Genomic DNA, 19,589 nt, shown 5'->3' with positions numbered 1-19,589 from the left:
GGCAGTTACAGCAACTGCCCTAGCGCGAAAGCACCAAAATAAGTAGCTACAAAATAAAACAACGACAACACAAGACTGGCAATAACATTAATCGATAGAACTTGCCTGATAATGTAGGTTACCAACGTATAATCCCAAAGCAAAAGCAGGATTAACAAATAATAACTTAAAGGTTCTTCACTGATCGTTAACCAGATCAGCACGGGTACAATAAACAGAGCGATTATATTCGCACAAAATATAATCGCTGTTGTTACCTGCACATAGGCGTACAACGTTCTGTTAAAAAACAACATAACACCTATAAATAAAAGTGTTAGTAACGTCTCAATACTGACTTCGGTAAACGATTCTATCGGATCGTCAGTCATGTTGGCCTGCATGAAATACTCAACAACAAAATAGAACAGCAAATTTTGTTTGAAAAAATCGACTGATCTCGGTAGCTCAAGCGGATTATTTTTTAACCAGCATAACGGTAAGTATTGCTTTAAAACATCCATAGTTCCCTAGAGTTTTATCTGTACAAACTATTTAAACCACAGCGGCCAAATACTGTGGAGCCCGTGAATACTATCCAAGATCAGGCGCATCCGAATGGCTGGTTGAGGATACGCCATCGTAAGTACTGAAATTATCATTCAATAACTGAACCAGTTCTTTAGCCTTACTGGATATCTGAGCTAAGCGGAGCTTGGTTTTTTTATTCCAGCCGGCAGGTTCGGAGATCGGCATAATCATGCGACTAAAGGTCAAGCTTTTTTCAAAATTACCGGCTAGATTCTCCATCAAATGAAGCTCCTTCTGCCGGGCGCTAAGCTGGCTTATTATGAATTTCGCCTGGACCTTACTGAAAAGAATGTGCAGGGGTAACATAATCACTATCAGCGCTACGACTACAATCGGCCCGATAATCGGATCAATCAATAACTCCAGAATTCCGGTTTGTATTTCAGCAAAAATGGCAAGCGTCGCAACAAAGCCAAGAACTATCAAGCTGGAGAACGTTGATCGATCTTTCCATTGTCCAACAGCTTTTTTTACCTCAGGCATCACCACGCTATTAATTTCGCGAACATTTTTTTCAAGAGAGTTCAATACGCGATAGGTGCGATCATAGCCGACGTTGGCTATGCGCTGGTCGATCAACGCAAAATCAGCCGACGATTGCGGAGCGCCGACTTCCTGAGCCGGCAGAACGATGAATTGACCGGTATTTAATCCCAACCCGGCCAGCTTTCTTTGCCATGAGGAAATAATCTCGCTGTTTGTCGTCGAACTGAGCATGGTTGCCGGCCTATCTATCAGGTAAACAAATTTATTCGAATCCTGATGGACAATGATATTTTCTATGACTTCGTCAACCAACGGCGATGTTGAATCAAAGACGTCGGTAAAGATTAAAACCAGATCCGAATTTTCAATCGCATGTTTCGCTAACAGTGACGTAACCGGGCTGGATGGAGCGGCACTGATATTGGGCGCGTCAATGAAAAGTTTGCCTTTCAGGCGTTCGCTGTTAAGGGTTTTCAATTCCAGATAAGAATTGATACGGTCGCCTTCGCCGGCTTGTTGCTGGTCGATTTTACGGCTGATTTGGTAGAACGGAAATCGTTGATCGACGTCCAATGCAGTGCCGGGTAAGGTTGCCGGATTAGACTGATTGTTATGCAGCAAGACAGTAAACTTATGACTGGAAGTCTGAATACCGGAAGACAAATCGTCCGCTCCCAGATAACTATTGATAAACCTGGATTTAGCCGTTGAGTTACCGCCGATCAAGCTAATGATCGGCCACCATGAATTTTTATTGGCCGTCGTTTCATCCATCTCGATAAGTCCCAAATCGAATTCAATCTGATCGAGTTCATGAAAGACTTTTGAGGCTTTCAGTAATACAGGATTATCAACGGCGAAATGTTTTTCAAGGTTAAGCAGGTATTTGCTTGCTGTCTTTTCAGTCATCAGTTTGACACCTTATTTGTTGGGGTTTTATCAATAAAAAGATAACGAAGTATACACCTACGGTTCAGAGAGTAATACAAAAAACAAGCTCCGCAATAAGGCGTTTTATTACTGTAAAACAAACAAATCTTAGACAAATATTGTGCTTTTCATACTCAATCCGGAGCAGTTTATAGTATATTGGGTAATAATCTATGAACCTTTATAAAGGTAGTTTTAAGAAATACGAATGATGAATGTGAAGAGTCTGATTGCTATTCGAAGCTTAGAGGTACTTACTGTCGCTACGTTAATCTCGGGCTGTACCGTGCCGTTTTTTGGCGGATATGGCTCAGGGAGCCAGTCACGCGAAGAGTTTGAACGTCACGTTGAGGAAATTTTCCGCTTGCAAAATCAAATGACCAGCGAAACGATGATGCTGTTGGATAACAATGAAGCGAAAAACCCCGATGCCCTAATGCAGGCCGAGCAACATATGCAACAGGTGTGCGCCGATCTTAACGAATACGCTTCCCGCGATATTGACGGTTTAAGCATTGGCTTTTTTTTAAGCCGGCGCGTCGAAAAATCGGCGATTGATTGTGAGCAAGCGGCTTTGGCAATCAAACCGCTGTTGAACCCTTAGCTGATCAACTACGGCCCGCTTGATACGGCGTCAAAACGGTATTTTGCGCAGGCCTGCCGTTATCGGTCTCCGGATAGTCGAGCGTATAATGTAAGCCTCGGCTTTCCTTACGTTGCTGGGCGCAACGAATGATTAGCTCAGCGGCAATAACCAAATTACGCAGTTCCAATAAATCGCTGGTAACACGAAAATTACCGTAATATTCGGCGATTTCCTTTTTAAGCAATTCCACACGATTCATCGCCCGGCTTAAGCGTTTATCGGTTCTGACAATGCCGACATAATCCCACATGAAGCGCCGCAACTCATCCCAGTTGTGAGAAACAACCACTTCTTCATCGGAATCGCTAACTTTTGATTCGTCCCAATCCGGGATGGGCGGCGGCGGCAAAATGCCGGCGATTTTCTGCAAAATATCCTCGCTGGCACGCTCCGCAAATACCAGGCATTCCAACAACGAATTACTGGCCATGCGATTGGCGCCATGCAAACCGGTACAGGCAACCTCCCCTATCGCATACAGATTAGTAATATCGGTACGTGCATAACTGTCGGTTAAAACGCCGCCGCAAGTATAGTGAGCGGCCGGAACCACGGGAATAGGCTGCTTAGTGATGTCTATATCAAACTCCAGGCATTGCTGGTAGATCGTCGGAAAATGCTCGCGGATGAACTGTTCCGACTTATGGCTAATATCCAGATAAACGCAGTCTATGCCGCGTTTTTTCATTTCATGGTCGATAGCCCGAGCCACAATATCCCTGGGCGCCAATTCTTCTCTTGGGTCGAAATGCTGCATGAATGATGAACCATCCGGCAAGATCAACTTACCGCCCTCGCCTCTTACCGCTTCACTGATCAGAAACGACTGCGCTTGCGGATGATAAAGACAAGTCGGATGGAATTGCATGAACTCCATGTTGCTGACGCGGCAGCCTGCGCGCCAAGCCAGGGCTATGCCGTCGCCGGTTGAGCTTTGCGGATTGGTGCTGTAAAGATAGGCTTTGCTTGCGCCCCCTGTTGCCAAAACCACAACGCGAGCCGCCATCGTCTTGACCTGCTGTACTTTTGAATCCAAAACATAGGCGCCCACTATTCGCTTTTCCGATTCTTTAGCATGCTTGGGACTGGTAATTAACTCCACCACATTATGGTGTTCAAACAGCTCGATATTCGCATGTTCCTGAGCGCGCTCAATCAAAGACAAAGACACCGCCTTACCCGTTGCGTCGGCAGTATGTACGATACGGCGGTGCGAATGCCCGCCTTCCTTGTTTAAATGCAGCTTTATTTCGCCGGATTCGGTCTGCTCCTCGGTAAAAACCACACCTTGCTCTCTGAGCCAATCTATCGAGCTTTTTCCGTGCGTTACCGTCAATCTAACAATTTCCGGATCACAAAGCCCTGCCCCGGCATCCAGCGTATCTTCAATATGCGACTCAATAGAATCGTCGGCGCCGAAAACCGCGGAGATACCGCCCTGAGCATAATAGGTACTGCCCGCTGTCAAAGCGAATTTCGACAGCACGGCGATACGCATAGAATGATCGGCCAACTTAAGCGCCAAGCTTAGGCCAGCGCCGCCGCTGCCAATAATAAGAACATCGTAATTTTGGGGATTAGGCATTTAGATACAGATATAAGCAGAATAAATGAAAGAAAATTTATAGTATTAACGTGCTCGATTGTTGTTAATGGATAATATAGCTTTTTAGTATGATAGCAATTTTTTTTATATCACTATCCAGATATATTTTGTCTCTGTTACCATCCGGACTAGCGAACGTTACAGCCTTAAAAAATAAGACTGAACTCTTTTGCAAGCTATATCTATAACTTGATCGTTTTGTTATTTCACTCATGATATTAAATGGAGGTTTTTATGCTCAAAAAAATTAATTGGTGTTTTTGCCTGATCGTTTTGTTCGGCCAAAACGCCTTGGCACAGTTACCGGACTTTACCGAGATGGTAAAAAGCAATGGTGTAGCTGTTGTTAACATCAGTTCCACCCAAAAAGCCCCGCCAGAAGCCGAAAATGCTCCCGAACAGCAGCTACCGGAAGGAATGCCTCCCGAAATGGAAGAGTTTTTTAAACGCTTCCTGGAAGAACAAGGCGGCGGGTATGTGCCTAGAGATACAGCCTCCTTAGGCTCCGGCTTTATCATTTCCTCGGACGGTTACATTCTGACCAATAGTCATGTGGTAAAAGACGCGGATGAAATCGTGGTCAAATTATCGGACCGCCGCGAGCTGTTAGCCAAGGCAATCGGCTACGATGCGCGTACCGATGTTGCATTATTAAAAGTCGACGCCAAAGACTTGCCTGCAGTTTCTATTGGCGATCCTAACAAGCTCCAGGTTGGCGAATGGGTATTGGCGATAGGCTCGCCTTTCGGGTTTGAGCAATCCGTGACGGCCGGCATAGTCAGCGCGAAAGGACGTAGCCTGCCTGGTGGGAATTATGTTCCGTTCATACAAACGGACGTCGCGATAAACCCAGGTAATTCAGGCGGCCCCCTGTTCAATATGGAAGGTAAAGTTGTTGGTATAAACTCGCAGATTTATAGCCGTACCGGCGGTTTCATGGGCCTGTCGTTCGCTATCCCAATGGATGTCGTAATGAATGTCGTCGATCAGATAAAAGCCACCGGTAAAGCTTCTCATGGCTGGTTAGGCGTGCAAATACAAGACGTAACGCGCGAACTGGCTGAGTCGTTCGGCATGAAAAAGCCGCAAGGCGCATTGGTTTCTAAAGTGCTGCCCGGCAGCCCGGCTGAAAAAGCAGGCTTACAGATCGGCGATATTATTACCGAATTTAACGGCCAAAAGATTGACGCTTCGGGTGACTTACCTCCTATGGTCGGTATCACGCCGATTAACAACAAAGCCACACTAAAAATTATCAGACAAGGCGAAACCAGGGATATCGACTTCAAAGTGGGACTGCTACCGGAAGAAGTGGATAAACTGGCGGAAGCTAAAACCCCGGCGCCTAAACATGAACATAACCGGCTGGGCATTAGCGTCACCGATTTAACCGATGCGCAAAGAGAAAATATGCAACTCGGCAAAAACGGCGTGTTGGTACAGGACGTCGGCAAAGGCAGCGCTAAAGATGCCGGAATTCAACGTGGCGATGTAATTTTGCGCATTCAAAACGAAGTCATCCGCGATGCCGCCGATTTTGAGAAAATTATCAAAAAGCTCCCGACCGGCAAATCGGTCGCTGTTTTGATACAACGTCAGGGCAGTCCGGTATTCCTGGCTATTAAAGTTGAAAAATAGCCGCATCTACTCACCCCATCAAAATTTATACCCAAAGGGCATAAGTTTCGTTTGAGCAGACAAGTAGCTACAAATAGCTAACGCTTCTTCATAAAGGGCACGAGATTATGAATTTTCATAATCTTCGCGGCCCTTTATAACTTCCTGACAATTCCAAGTCTAATCTTCGAACTCAGCGTTAAATAAACCTGGACATCCTATACCATTCACTCTTCAGGTTTCTGTACAGGCAGAGTGAAATAAAAAGTAGCGCCTTTTCCAGACTCGCTATTGAAATGTAAATCGCCTTCATGCGCTTCAACAATTGAACGCGTAATCGATAAGCCCATGCCCATGCCGTCCAGCTTGGTGGTATAAAAAGGCGTTAATATTTTCCGTTGTTGCTCTTTATTAAGCCCCGGCCCATTGTCCTTCACCCTAATCTCTACGACATTATCGAGATTCAACCGGCTACTGACCGTTAAATGGCGCTGTTCTTTCGAGGGTAAGTTTTGCAAAGCTTCGACGCTGTTGCGAATCAAGTTAATAATGACCTGTTCAATTTGTATATGATCGACATAAACGGGCGGCAACTTGTCTTCCAGTTCGAACATCAACATGATGTCGTTTTGTTTAAGTTCCGCAATACACAAGCTGACGGCTTCATGAACCAACGTATTAACGTCGGCGCTCGAACGATATTTTGAACGCGACTTTACAAACTCCCGCATGCGATGAATGATCCGTCCTGCCCTTAAGGCCTGCTGCTGAGTTTTATAGAGGACTTCCGTGAGCTTCACCAGATCAGGCGTTTCGGAGTCGATAAGGTTCAAACTGACTTGCGTATAACTGGAAATCGCGGCCAGAGGCTGATTAACTTCATGAGCAATACCGGAAGCCATTTCCCCCATCAATCCCAGACGCGTAACATGGGCGAGTTCGTCCAAATGCTTCTTGTCTTGTTGCTCTCGATTCTTGCGTTCACTGATATCGGTAGAAATCCCGCATAAACCGTAAATGCTGCCGTCTTTACGGCGTAACGGCTGATTAACGGTAAAATAGGCGCGGCGGATGATGTTATCTTTGCTGCTATAAATATTCTCGGTAGCGATACGCTCACCCAACTCAATGACGCGGCGATCGTCTTCACGCAGCTTTGCCGCCGTATCCCGATCAAAAAATGCATCGTCCGATTTGCCGATAATATCTGTCAAACTTTTATTAAATAGCTGCCTTACCGGCTGATTGGCGTACTGATATTGGTAGTTGCAATCCTTAATATAGATAAAGGCTTCAACACTATCGAGAATGGTGGCTAATCTATTCTCACTTTCCCGCAACGCATCCTCTGCCGTTTTTCTTTGTTGTATCTCCGCTTGTAATTGCTCGACGCTAGGCACAGACAAGGCGTGCGGAATAATCCATATCATCATCACCGCGGTAACCAACGAAACAACTGCGGTAATCGCTTTAACCAAACCGTCCAGCCAATATAAAGGCACCCAAACCGTGACCGCCGACAGTAAATGCGTTGTACCGCAAGCAACGATAAATCCGGCAAACATCGCAGCCAGCCCTGGATAAAGTAAATCTTTACGCTGCCGGATAAAATAAACAAGAACGGGAGGAATGGAAAAATAAGCCAGGGTGATCAGCAGGTCTGATACCACATGTAACGAAAGTAATATAGGGCTCCACGATAGACAATAACCGTGAGGAATCAGATTCTTAATATCGAAAAGGTCAATGAGCGGTTGCATTCGTCAGGTATAGATTAAATAGAGTTTAAACGGTCTGTCTGGTTTTAGCCGATGCCAATCAATTAGCAAGGCTATAGACAAAGATCGGCTTTTATAATCTTTATCAGTGAGTCTGTTTTTTTACTGTGACATATGTTGATGAGTTATTACAATCGCAGTTCCGTTCTCGATAAAGCTAAACCGCTCTACCCAAACGCCGGAAAATAAAAAGGGAGGGGATGTTCTTTAAAAGCTCATTGACTCTATCCTCCATTCTCTATTTCGATTAGTTTCTTATACCCAGAGGGGATAAGTAGAGTCTGAGCGGATAAACCGCTCAACTCAGCTTTATAGCCAAAGGCCATAAGTTTCGTTTGGGCAGACAAGCCGCTCAACTCAGCTTTATAGCCAAAGGCCATAAGTTTCGTTTGGGCAGACAAGCTGCCCAACTCAGCTTTAATCGTGCGCCGCGAGCGGATGATGTTTTACATCCTCTTGGGCAATCACTTCATCGGCAGCCGGTTCTCCGGCGACAGCGCGTTTAATCGCCAGCTTAGTCGCTTCATAGTTCCAATCTTGGATTTTGTTATCATCCTCGGCATCCCAATGAATAAACACGCCTACGCAAATAAATATATCGTTGGCTTCATCCAATGGAATTACGCCCTCCTTGACGCTATCGACTACAGCCTTGGCCACGCCACGCTCCGCCGGCCCGAACATTTGCGTTGCCTGCGTCTCGTTTTTAATTTCAACCTTATTGAACATGACAGTATTAGGCTTAGCCATCAGATTGGGGGCGACCAACGCCAATAACGCATTATCGCCGCGTTTCTGGTTAGTCAGAGTAATACAAAATGCAATTTCAGCGGCACTGCCGCGCGGTCCCATGAGCAAGTCTATATGAGCCAACTCTTTTCCTTCACCGACCAAGGCCTCGCCTACCAGTACTTTATCGATCTTCATGTCAGTTTCTCCTCTTGAATTTGCAAATCAATTCTTGAATGATGAAATAGAGATAACAAAGCATTCTTTCGTTATCCATTGATAAGAGCCCAATGGAACTATCTTAGAGTCAACTTCGATCATGACAGCAGCCCTTTAACCGACCTGTGCCTCGCTCCCGCCATATATGGAGAACACAGATAATTTTTTTAATCTTTTCAATATCCTAATTCCGATACACCGGTGTTTAAAAATTTATAACATAGCAATAAAATCAGTAATATCCGTATCATTACCTATATCAACACCGGCTGTAAAATTGCGAGAATTTGTTGTTTAAGCGCTTGATGAGTCGTTGCCGGCCCTTGGGCATCCAGCCTGTTTACTTTCTTTACCCAGCACTTGATTACACAATTAACATACTGATTTTATATATAAAGCATCAATCGCAACAAACTCTGGCTAAATGCTTACCAACCGCGAATTTGGCTTAGCGAACTACATAACCCGATAGGTAAAACAGGTCTGTCCGGCATCGCACAAGCAACATTGATCACGAACAATTACAAACTCAAAAAAGGTTTTGCTAGAATGGACTATTTAAAATAAGTGCTTATTAAAAATGACAAAATCCGCTGCATCTCCGTATAGCTTAACGGCCTAATGAAAATAGGCATACAAACCTGGGGCTCTAACGGCGATATTCGCCCGATGCTAGCATTGGCGGACGGCCTGCAAAAAGCAGGTCACTCTGTAATGCTGGTGGTAAGCAGTATCGACAACCGCCGTTATGTTGAAATTTGCGAACAGCTGGGAATAAGCTATCGCCAAGTACCTGAACATATTGATTTCGACATGGAAGGCTTTGCCCAACGTTCGTTTCGGATGAATCCTTTGCAATGGCTGCGAGCATTGCTTGATGAAGCCTTTTTTCCCTATGAACCAACCATCTATCAGGCTGCCCGGCAATTAGCCGCCGATAACGACATCTTGATCGGCCATCATTTCTTGTACCCTTTAAAACTGGCCGCGCTACAGCAAAAAAAGCCTTTCTTCAGCATAACCTTGTGCCATGCGGCAATACCGAATCCGGCGGTTGCGCCTTTCAGCTTTCCCGATTTGGGCGAACATATCAACAAATTGAGCTGGCGGCTATTGGACATCATATTCAATTGGATATTAAAAAAACCGTTAACCCGTTTGTGGTTGGAAGCCGGCCAAAAGCCACCTGCCAATGTGTTAAGCGAACTGCTGACCTCGCAACAACTCGATCTGGTAGCGGTCGACCCTTGGTTTTGTCCGTCATTTGGCAACGTGGAAGCGCATCACCAAGTCTGCGGCTTTTTGAATCTAAGCGAAAATGCCGAACATTGGATAATGTCAAGCGAACTAGCCGAATTTCTGGCTAATGGCGATGAGCCGGTGTATATGACTTTCGGCAGCTTGCAACAAGCGGTGCCCGACTGGAGTATGGAGCTGTTTTTGCAAGCAGCCGCTTTATCAGGCTGCCGAGCCATTATCCAAACCAGTTCGGAGCGTTATCCTGCCGACAGCCAAAGCGGCCAAGTCTATTTCATCGGCAGACACCCGCACCAGCCGTTATTCAAGCATTGCGCCGCCGTTGTTCATCACGGCGGCGCGGGCACCACCCATGCCGCCACCCGCACAGGCTGTCCATCCGTCGTAGTGCCGTTTATGGACGAGCAATTATTCTGGGCCAGACAACTGCAAGCGCTGGGTTTGGCAGGCAAGCCGCTACCGGCAAAAAAGGTCACTGCCGTCGACTTGGCTAAAGGAATACGGACTGTATTGGACTCGCAGTCGATACGACACAATGCCCAGCAGGCAAGTTTAGCCATGCAAACTCAGAATGGGGTGAGCAGGGCGATACAACTTATTGAAGCGCGATTTTAGAATTTTTTGATTGTATAAAATGCAATTGGAAGGCTACGAAGTTGATGGAAATCAAAACTCTAAATCAAAAATCACCTATAAAGACAGTAACCATCGTCGTCACCCGTCATTAAAATAAGTAGGACTTTCGCTACCCACCTGAATAAGCCTTAATTCTTGGGTTAGCGACCCGCTTGAATAATTTGACCTTGAACGGTACTTTTTTCAGTTTGACGACGCCGATGCCTCGGACCAATCCGCCTACCGCGCCTCTGTACTGGGTTTTGACCAACTCAATCGACTTGGCATAGCGCTTGTCTTGGACGCTGTCGTCGATGCTCAGGAACGCGTCTTCGGTATTGTGGATCAGCCCCTTGACCAGTTCCCACACCTGCCGCGCCGTTATCCGGCTCTGTTTCAGGAAGTTGCTCACCACATCGTGGCTAACATCCTCCAAATGCTCGGACAAGTTGAAACAGGTGTAGTTGATCGGCGTACAGATCAAGTATTCGACGTAACGTTGCTTCGTGATCATGCCGGATAACACAACCTATTCGGCTAGGGTTGCGAAAGTTCTAATAATAAAAACCTTGACAGCAGAATTTTGTAGTCGATGAATTACAGACATGCGTATATAATCCCTCGCTCCGGTATGGTTTATTGAATCGATAAGAAGTGCAATTTCATTTTGACCAGCGCTATCGTTCAAATATTTTCAAGGAATTCGGAAGTGCATTAAATCGCGGCTGTAATTGCCTATCGGATACCCAAACCTGACAAAATAAAAAGAAGAAAAAGATGACAACAGTCAATATTCTGCTTGTAGAAGACGATGAAGTGGATGTAATGGCCGTTAAACGGGCCTTTCAAACGATAAAAATCGCAAATCCCTTATTTGTGGTCAATGACGGCATCGAAGCATTGGAGACCCTTCGCGGCAGTAATGGCCGCCCACGTTTGCCTCGTCCGTTTATCATCCTGCTCGACCTCAATATGCCGCGTATGAGTGGACTGGAGTTCCTGGAAGAATTACGCAAGGATCCGGAATTGCATAGCAGCGTGGTATTTGTCATGACCACTTCGGCCGATGAACAGGATCGTATAAGCGCTTATGAAAAAAATATTGCCGGCTACGTGCTCAAGCATAGTGTGGGTCATAGTTTCATGGATGCCATATCAATGCTCGAGCATTATTGGCGTGTCGTTGAGCTGCCGGAAATACGATGATTGATTCGAATATATTAATCGTCGATGATGACGAGGTAGACCGTAAGATCGTTTGCCGCACTTTGACCCAGCTTGAATGGACGGGCAAAATCTTCCAAGCCGCCACGGCGCTGGAAGCGCATCAATTGGCCGATGAACATTACTTGGCTTGCATCCTGCTGGACTATCAACTGCCCAGTACCGATGGGCTTGATCTGCTAATCGAGCTTCATGACAAATTTGGCGCCAAGGTTCCCATCATTATGCTGACCGGTTTAGGTAATGAAATGGTGGCTGTGGAAGCCATGAAACGGGGCGCTTCCGATTATTTACCTAAATCCCTCCTAACGCCCGACTCACTGTTTCGTATCATTTCCAATACACTGGAAAAATCACGGCTTGAACTTGAATTGGCTGAAACTCGGTCTCAGCTTGAATTTCAGGCTTTGCACGACACCCTTACCAGCCTTGGCAACCGTAGTTTGCTGATGCATGATCTAAACCATGTAATTGCCAGAGCCAAGCGCAACAACGGCTGCTTTTGCGTTTTTATGATGGATTTGGACAAGTTTAAGGCCGCAAATGACAGCTATGGCCATGAAGCGGGCGATGCCATACTCGCCGAAATAGGACAGCGCTTGATAGCCACAGGGCGCAACGATGATATTTATTATCGGCTAGGAGGCGATGAGTTTATTGCTCTTATCGATAATACCGATCGCAACACCGCTCTTTTTATCGCTGAGCGCATAAAAAAAGCCATTGCAACCCCAATCGATTGGCACGGTATTGAGTTGTCGGTCGGCGTCAGCATTGGTATCGCCAGTTATCCCGATGACGGCGACAATTCTGAAACCTTATTGCGCACCGCTGATTCGGCAATGTACGAAGCCAAGCATTCCGGCTTAGGTATTGTCAGCGTGACGAAAACCGAATGAAAACAGTGCCGCCGCTTTCCACCCACACGATTACTGCTAGTATCTGGCGGCTTGTTTTCATCATATCGGTGTTTCTTGCTATCTTTTTCGGCCTGTTGTACTGGAGCGTGGATCAAATAGCGACAATTTCTCGCCATGTCGAGCGCACTGAAGTCATCGAGAGAGAATTACACGATTTATTAGCGGATCTGCTCAATGCTGAAACCGGTCAACGTGGTTATTTATTGACTCTGGATGAGGATTATTTAGAACCTTATTACACCGGCATTACATCAAGCAACGCCAAACTTCGGCATCTCCAAGAACTTATCACTATTAGGGACGCGCAAAACAATTTGGAGCGGATGAGACCGCTTATTCAGCAAAAGTCAGTTGAATTGGATCAAACTATTTCCTTAGCCAAACAAGGTCAGACACAAGCGGCTTTGAACATCGTACAGGGACATAGTGGGAAACAACTGATGGATGAGTTACGCCTCACTATCGATGCAACCATCAATATAGAAATGGACGCGCTGAGCAAAAACCGTACACATTTCATGGGCCAGCTTAACACAATGTTCATTTTTATCGGCATCGGTAGCGGCTTGGCTTTTATTGTTATCTTTACATCGGCGGTCATCACGGCCAAGCGTCTCGGACGTCCCGTCGCGGCGCTACTGAACAACATTGAAACCGTTACAAAAGGGGAACTCAACTGTCCGGCCTTGATTTCTTCAAACGATGAAATAGGCCAAATTGCCGATGCATTCAACCACATGCGCGAGCATCTGCTAACAGCCCAACAGGAACGTGGTGCGGCGCAGAAGGAACTGGAACGCAGTAACGCCGAACTGGATAATTTTGCCTACGTTGCTTCCCATGATCTCAAGGCTCCGCTAAGGGGTATTCGTAACCTAGCGGAATGGATTGCTGAAGATATCCGGAATGCCGTGACCGACGATACCCATGAAAATGTACGTCTATTACGTAGCCGGGTAGACCGCCTTGATGGCCTACTCGAAAGCCTTCTAGCTTATTCACGGGTCGGCCGCAAGACCACCAGTGCAGAAGCAGTGGATAGCGGTGCATTGATCAGTGAAATTAGCGAGTACCTGGCTCCCCCTCCAGGTTTTGCTATTGCATGTGAAGGTGAAATGCCTATCCTGTTTACTCCCAAGGCGCCGCTCGAACAAGTACTTCGCAACCTGATCAACAATGCAATCAAGCATCACGACAAAGACGAGGGCCGAATAGTCGTTTCAGCCGTGAAAAAAGACAACGACATCGAATTCCATATTAAAGACGACGGGCCGGGAATTGCACCGGAATTCCACAAACGTATTTTCCAAATGTTTCAAACGCTAAAACCCCGCGACCAAGTGGAAGGTAGCGGCATGGGACTTGCTATCGTTCAGAAGACGATTGAGAATTTTGGCGGATGCATCCGTGTGGAAAGCGATCCGCCCCACCGTGGCACGACCTTCGTTTTTACATGGCCCAAAAATCAAAACCGATAAAATGCTGTTCGTGCCCAATCTTCGGTTTGACCGTAAGTCCCAAAAACTGGAAGCGGTTTTTTATGTGTATTGATAATGGTGGGTAAAAAAACCTGTCATAAACATGTTTAATCCGCATTCTTATCACTCTATTGCTGTTATTTTTTCGCATAAAACCCAGCAATAAGCAGACCGTTTCCGGAATAACGCCTAGGAGGATAAACCTGACCTGCCCTACCAAAGTTTTGTCTAAAAATAATCTATCTGTTGGAATGCCCTATAAATACCCTCAGAGCAACCGGCTTAACAGTCAGAGCTCTACTTAATTACGGGTGCGATACAACAACCGCATTGCCTATTGCAAGCGATAAAACCGGCGTATTGACTTCATTAATGTTGTTCACACTGACGTTAAAACCTTCCGGTGCAAAAGTTGAGGTTTGCACGCTGGCATAGGCATCCGGTCCGCAACAGGCAACTGAACGAACATGGCCAATCGCGACGTTAGCCCCCGGCGTGCTTATATCTTTGGTCCAAACTAAGATATAGGACTGCCCGCCGATAGTTATAGCCGTGCCATCCACGCTGACTCCGGTTGTACCTGAACTGGAAGAACTTGAGCCACTGGCAAGCGCGAGAAGATCGCCCTGCGCAAACACCACGCCCTTAGCTCCAGTTTGTAAAGTTTTTCCTAAAGCAATGGCATAGGTTGTTGCATCGATCGTCGTTTGGGTAAAAGTTGAACCGGCGGCAACTCCGCTGGCGCTTACCGTCGATGAAATAGCTCCCGCAGTCACTGAATCGAGCATAGCTTCATTTAGAATCATCGGCGAGTTGGATTCGGATGGAGAAGAATAAACAGAGTAACTTGCGGAAAATAATATAACTAATATAAACCAAGCTTTTCTCATGATATTTCGTCCCTTATAAAGTTGAAGTTTTAATCCACCGAATATATTTTAATAAAAACTTAATTCCTATGTTATAGGTATAAAAGCTTAGAATTAACCGGATTTAACAACATAAAATAATATTTATAATTTATTTCCAATTACTTTATAAGGCACATCGAATCTGAACGGAATGGTGATATTAAAAAAGTAATCCGGTGCCGATTGTGTTAATCCGATACCGCCTGAAACAGAGAAAAACAGATGATGGCCGATGGTCGATGATGCTCCGACCGTAAAAACACTTGAAACATTATCGCTGCCTTGAACTTTAATATTATTGATCTTGGTCTCTTGCGCATAGGTTTGCTGTAATCCGATGCTTAAAGAAGTCTGTGGGCTGGCGGCTAATGTTGCGCCAACCGTTAAACCTATCTGGTCGCCGGGCTCAATGCCATTTTTCTTTAACGATCTTTGATAAGAAAGCCTTCCGGTAAACGCAAGCGGATCCTGGCGTTTGAGCGCAGTCAGTGACGCAATAAAATCGTTAAAGCCTCCGCCCATTGCAATATTATTGCTGCTGATATGGCCGCTTGCCGTATCCCAAGTTAACCTGGCTATCAAATCAGGAATCCAACCTTTCTCATGCACCACCGTTTTAGCGAGACCGACACCGATGTCGCCCAAAGAATTGACGGTATGATTGCTCTCGTTAGAACTGGAACCATTGTTCGTAACCACGGATTGATTGATAACCTGATAAGGAATCCGAAGCTCCGCTTGCGAGTCGAAAGGCAAGCCAACCAAAAGATTGGCGCCCATGTCGAACTCGTTTTTACGAATAGCCGCATTGCTCACTTGCAGGTTGTTGTTATTGGCAAAAAGAAACGGCTGCTTTGCCTCGGTTCTTAGATAAGTGACAAACGGTTGGATTTCTGCCTGGCCGAACGGTAACAACAAGGCCCCCGTCTGGACCAGGGTGCGTTCTAACGCGCGCTGAGCCGCATCCTCATCCACATCAAAACTGCCTGCTGCCGACGGCCCTTTCTTTTGAGTCGTCTCCGGCTTTTTTTGAGCGGGGGGCGGTTGATTTTGGGCTTGATTCCCGGCAGTTTTTTCAGGCGGATTTGCTTGCGCTACAGTAGCTGGAGGATTGGGCGGCTTATTAACCGGGGTCGAAGCCGTCGTTTTACTTTCCAATTGCTGTACCCGGTGCTGTAGGTCGCTAATCAACTTATCGCGCTCGTCAAGCTTTTGTATAAGCTTATTGGCTAATGTTGAATCCGTCATATTGTCCGACGTTCGAACTGATGCGCAACCCGACATGATCATTCCGGTTCCCACCATTAATGCGACCTGTGACGGGATTTTCCATGGTGCAACAGGGTATTCCATACTATTTATTTTATTATTTGTCGTCATAATTCACCTACCGGGTCATAACAAATTCACTAGCGTCTGGCGCTAAACGATTGGGCGGCTCAACTCCATCAAGACGGGAAATTACGAAACCGACCTTGCCTATTTGCGGAAAGTCGATTCTTATATCTTCAAACAGCTCAGCCTGCATGGTGCGGTTGCCCCAGGCCGGGTCTGCCAATAAAACACGATCCCCCATCATTCCGCGGAAAATGACGAAGTGGTTGTAACCAAAGATATTGACAGGAACAATGATAGGGGCTTTTTTAAGGAGGTCTTCAAATGTCAACTTACCGTAGCCGACTCCTTGATAACCGCGGGCATCGACGTAACGTTTAAGATCCAGCAACGAGAAACCCTGCCTAAGCGTTACCAAGCCGGGAGATTGAATATATTCGGGCCTATTCATCAATGAATTTGCAACTTCTTTTTCCGTTACAAAATCGTTGTGCTGATAATTTAATAATGTCGTTAAAGCCGCCGCCCCGCAGCTTAAATCCCATTGCTGCACCACGACATTTTCGCGTCGTATTTCTAACAGCGATTTGACGGAACGCGCTTCCGCGAAACTCGAAAAACTGAGCGTCAGTAATATAAAAAAACATCCCCTCTTAACCGTTACAAACAGAACGCGAGGCAAAATAACGCGCTTTCGAATAGGGTTTTCCAGATAGGTAGTAATACCTATTTTTATAGAATCAATTAACTTTGGATAAATACTATTCAATATTGGCAAAATACCTAACCAATAGAGGTAACCGCTTAATTTATAAATACCAAAAACCATTTTATCTCCGCTTAAACTATTCCGTTTCTTAACCGGTTATTACACCCAAAGGGCATAAGTAGGGTTTGAGCAGACAAGCCGCTCAACTCAGCTTCAACTTTAATTTTTAATATCTTAAAAAATCTTGGCAAAAGAAAACGCTCTACGCTATTATTCTGCGCAGAGCGTCTCTTCACAGTCATGCTCTACTAGCGGGACTTGCCCCCTACTCTTTCACGAAAGGGGCATTTCCTGCTTTTTCTTTGGTAATTTAGTATGTTTTCAGTATTGCAGAACCTGCCTGTACTGTAGCGGTAGAATCTACAAGAAAGCCTTGTGCACTAGAGTTTACATGTGTACTAGCATATGTTCTGTTTCCCCAAAACGATGTACTTGAACCTGTATTTGCACTAGCGTATACGTTAGTATGTCCTAAAACAGCGAAAGCGTTGCCAGTTCCGGCAGCCTCTGAAACTTGCACTAAGGCGCCTGCACTTACGTTGTCCATTTGGGCATCGGTCAATGCCACAGGTTGATCTGCATAAGCAGCGCCCATACCAGATGCCAGTGCGATAACAGCAATTAATTTTTTCATAATAGATCTCCTACTTATTTTCAAAAAACCTTCAGACGTTATCGTCTTCAGGGACCATTAGCCCGAGCTTTATAGAAATCTATAAAACCCATTAGCTAAATTCTTGACCTAGTACTTAGCGGTTGTATTAGACGATGAAGAAACCAAAACACCAGTTGCAATACTAAGCGTTGAACCACTAGTTGAAATACTAACGGGAGTTGTTGATGTAGTTGCATTAGAAACTACTTGGACTCGGCCGAAAAGAGCAGATGCTTGACCTCCCGTTTGAACGTGCGAAGCGAGCACGCTTCCCGCACTTACGTTATCCATTTGAGCATCGGTCAATGCCACGGGTTGATCTGCATAAGCCGCGCCCATGCCTGATGCCAGCGCGATAACAGCAATTAATTTTTTCATAATGAAACTCCAAGTTTAGTTTCAAAAAAACCTTCAGATATCATTACCTTTAGGACCATTATAAGAATCTATAAATCCTACTAACTAATCCTTATTGACACCTATCTTATCCGTCGAGCAATAACCCCATGCCAATATTCATAGCCAAAACTTCCCGATACGTGCGTCATGCGCATTTAAATCACTATGGGTGAGTCTATAGCGGGTAGCTTGCCTGATTTATATAGGTAGCCGTGGTTATAAATATCCATTTTTTCTTTTGAATCAGGGGAAGAGAGACAAGGTATCGTTTAATTAGCTCGGTTGCTTAATGAGGACTAACAGTAGCATTCAAGCCCACTTGAAAACTTAGAGTAGGACTGGCGTACCTTACGCTAACATCTTTTGAAGGTTGACTTGTTGTATGTGTAAGAGTTGCGCTAGTTGTAGCATTTGGCCCATTTGCTACGGCAACAGCTCCGCCACCTGCCACTTGAAGAGTAGAGGTACTTTGGGTGAAGGTAGAAGTATTCGTTACAGCTAAATTAGCTCCACTGGCAGTCGCATTGGCAACTAAAGATGAAGCATATCCAGCGGTTACTTGATCCATTTGTTCAGATGAAAGCAATACCTGATTTGACGGTACTGGCTGAGCCATAGCGGCTGAGAAGGTCATGACGGCGGGTATGAATAAATAAGTCATTTTCTTAGTCATAATATATTCCTCTTGTTATTTAAATAAAAAGTTGCACCCTTTTAGCTAACTAGACAAAAGTAAAATATAATTAAAGAAAATCCAGATGGACAACAGTTAATAATGCAACAACTATCTTATATATTAGATTAGCAGTTATTATCCTTCATTTTTAATTCAATTACTATTGGTACGAATACCATAAGTAATTCTACTAACTATCAATAATTCCAACTGATTTTAGGGTGAGCCATGTGATTCACATTAAGTTTGTCCATTATTCATTAATACCCTAAAGATCGATAAGTTGCTTTACAACTAAAATGCAAACTAACTTATCTCTCTAAACTTAATTAATCATCACAATTACAGTATCCCTAAACTCGCCTTAAATTTCAATAGAACAAAAATCATTAATAATTTAAAATCAATCATATATTAAATTTATATTAAGTAATTAAAGGATATGTTCAAGAATTTGTGAAACTTTCGATCCAGCGGAGCGTACCCGAAAGAATCGGAATGGCAGAATGTGTTACGGAAGAATTGTCGTGAACGGACGCATAACTTTTATGATGTATTTTTCAAAATAAACTGACGAACTATAAAGAAAGCCCCGATGCTTTTTCTTATCGAAGCAAGCGAATTAATAGCACAGATAAAGCTAACGGAAACCCAATACTAAAAAGCTGTCGTCGCGCAACTTTAGCTCAGTAAAATCGCGCGATGACATTCAGATACATAAAAAAATTCTCTTACAAATCGTATTCCGCCTGCCCTGCTCTTTTGACTA

The 19,589-nt window shown here is 45.0% G+C and carries 18 protein-coding genes; 6 read left to right on the top strand and 12 right to left on the bottom strand.

Annotation, left to right across the window (positions count from 1 at the left end):
* Positions 1-5 precede the first annotated feature (5 nt).
* The gene (locus tag EKO24_RS01185) at positions 6-503 is read right to left on the bottom strand and encodes a hypothetical protein (protein WP_127028632.1); all 498 of its coding nucleotides are present in this window, start codon (positions 501-503) and stop codon (positions 6-8) included.
* 70 nt (positions 504-573) lie between these two features.
* Positions 574-1,965, bottom strand: a complete 1,392-nt coding sequence (locus EKO24_RS01180) for a P-loop NTPase family protein (RefSeq protein ID WP_127028631.1) — start codon at positions 1,963-1,965, stop codon at positions 574-576.
* 232 nt (positions 1,966-2,197) lie between these two features.
* Between EKO24_RS01180 and EKO24_RS01175 the strand changes: the two genes are divergently transcribed.
* Positions 2,198-2,590, top strand: a complete 393-nt coding sequence (locus EKO24_RS01175) for a hypothetical protein (RefSeq protein ID WP_241674352.1) — start codon at positions 2,198-2,200, stop codon at positions 2,588-2,590.
* A 4-nt stretch (positions 2,591-2,594) separates the two neighbouring features.
* Here EKO24_RS01175 and nadB read toward each other — a convergent pair whose 3' ends face one another.
* On the bottom strand, positions 2,595-4,217 hold the full coding sequence (gene nadB, locus EKO24_RS01170; RefSeq protein ID WP_127028629.1) for an L-aspartate oxidase: 1,623 nt from the start codon (positions 4,215-4,217) through the stop codon (positions 2,595-2,597).
* A 255-nt stretch (positions 4,218-4,472) separates the two neighbouring features.
* Between nadB and EKO24_RS01165 the strand changes: the two genes are divergently transcribed.
* Positions 4,473-5,876 (top strand): DegQ family serine endoprotease, encoded by a 1,404-nt coding sequence (locus EKO24_RS01165; RefSeq protein ID WP_127028628.1) that lies wholly within the window; start codon positions 4,473-4,475, stop codon positions 5,874-5,876.
* 206 nt (positions 5,877-6,082) lie between these two features.
* Here the strand turns inward: EKO24_RS01165 and EKO24_RS01160 are convergent, their stop codons facing one another.
* Positions 6,083-7,615 carry a sensor histidine kinase gene (locus EKO24_RS01160; RefSeq protein WP_127028627.1) on the bottom strand — a complete coding sequence of 511 codons (1,533 nt, stop codon included), beginning with the start codon at positions 7,613-7,615 and terminating at the stop codon, positions 6,083-6,085.
* 435 nt (positions 7,616-8,050) lie between these two features.
* The gene (gene fae / locus EKO24_RS01155; protein WP_127028626.1) at positions 8,051-8,560 is read right to left on the bottom strand and encodes a formaldehyde-activating enzyme; all 510 of its coding nucleotides are present in this window, start codon (positions 8,558-8,560) and stop codon (positions 8,051-8,053) included.
* A gap of 642 nt (positions 8,561-9,202) precedes the next feature.
* On the opposite strand from fae, the gene EKO24_RS01150 reads away from it, so the two are divergent.
* Entirely contained in the window at positions 9,203-10,453 is a 1,251-nt protein-coding gene (locus tag EKO24_RS01150) for a glycosyltransferase (RefSeq protein ID WP_127028625.1), read from the top strand.
* Between the two features lie 130 nt (positions 10,454-10,583).
* Here the strand turns inward: EKO24_RS01150 and EKO24_RS01145 are convergent, their stop codons facing one another.
* Positions 10,584-10,967: a hypothetical protein gene (locus EKO24_RS01145; protein ID WP_127028624.1), complete on the bottom strand. Its 384-nt coding sequence runs from the start codon at positions 10,965-10,967 to the stop codon at positions 10,584-10,586.
* A 263-nt stretch (positions 10,968-11,230) separates the two neighbouring features.
* Between EKO24_RS01145 and EKO24_RS01140 the strand changes: the two genes are divergently transcribed.
* From EKO24_RS01140 to EKO24_RS01130, 3 genes are read left to right on the top strand one after another with little or no spacing between them, the layout of a single operon-like run.
* Complete coding sequence (locus tag EKO24_RS01140; protein WP_127028623.1) at positions 11,231-11,659, top strand: response regulator; 429 nt, start codon at positions 11,231-11,233, stop codon at positions 11,657-11,659.
* On the top strand, positions 11,656-12,576 hold the full coding sequence (locus EKO24_RS01135; protein ID WP_127028622.1) for a GGDEF domain-containing response regulator: 921 nt from the start codon (positions 11,656-11,658) through the stop codon (positions 12,574-12,576). The genes EKO24_RS01140 and EKO24_RS01135 overlap by 4 nt, the downstream gene beginning before the upstream one ends.
* Positions 12,573-14,075 carry a sensor histidine kinase gene (locus EKO24_RS01130; RefSeq protein ID WP_127028621.1) on the top strand — a complete coding sequence of 501 codons (1,503 nt, stop codon included), beginning with the start codon at positions 12,573-12,575 and terminating at the stop codon, positions 14,073-14,075. The genes EKO24_RS01135 and EKO24_RS01130 overlap by 4 nt, the downstream gene beginning before the upstream one ends.
* Before the next feature lie 305 nt (positions 14,076-14,380).
* Here the strand turns inward: EKO24_RS01130 and EKO24_RS01125 are convergent, their stop codons facing one another.
* From EKO24_RS01125 to EKO24_RS01100, 6 genes are all read right to left on the bottom strand, one after another.
* Positions 14,381-14,881 (bottom strand): hypothetical protein, encoded by a 501-nt coding sequence (locus tag EKO24_RS01125; RefSeq protein WP_127028620.1) that lies wholly within the window; start codon positions 14,879-14,881, stop codon positions 14,381-14,383.
* Positions 14,882-15,088: 207 nt separating this feature from the next.
* Positions 15,089-16,366 (bottom strand): transporter family protein, encoded by a 1,278-nt coding sequence (locus EKO24_RS01120; RefSeq protein WP_127028619.1) that lies wholly within the window; start codon positions 16,364-16,366, stop codon positions 15,089-15,091.
* Between the two features lie 7 nt (positions 16,367-16,373).
* Positions 16,374-17,150 carry a C39 family peptidase gene (locus EKO24_RS01115; RefSeq protein ID WP_127028618.1) on the bottom strand — a complete coding sequence of 259 codons (777 nt, stop codon included), beginning with the start codon at positions 17,148-17,150 and terminating at the stop codon, positions 16,374-16,376.
* Between the two features lie 250 nt (positions 17,151-17,400).
* Entirely contained in the window at positions 17,401-17,724 is a 324-nt protein-coding gene (locus tag EKO24_RS01110) for a hypothetical protein (protein WP_127028617.1), read from the bottom strand.
* Positions 17,725-17,832: 108 nt separating this feature from the next.
* Positions 17,833-18,123 carry a hypothetical protein gene (locus EKO24_RS01105; protein ID WP_127028616.1) on the bottom strand — a complete coding sequence of 97 codons (291 nt, stop codon included), beginning with the start codon at positions 18,121-18,123 and terminating at the stop codon, positions 17,833-17,835.
* Positions 18,124-18,430: 307 nt separating this feature from the next.
* Positions 18,431-18,817: a hypothetical protein gene (locus EKO24_RS01100; RefSeq protein WP_127028615.1), complete on the bottom strand. Its 387-nt coding sequence runs from the start codon at positions 18,815-18,817 to the stop codon at positions 18,431-18,433.
* Positions 18,818-19,589 lie beyond the last annotated feature (772 nt).

This window comes from Candidatus Methylobacter oryzae, assembly GCF_003994235.2.
In the GTDB taxonomy this organism is placed as follows: Bacteria; Pseudomonadota; Gammaproteobacteria; order Methylococcales; family Methylomonadaceae; genus Methylobacter_A; species Methylobacter_A oryzae.
This window is presented reverse-complemented; position numbering and strand designations above follow the sequence as displayed.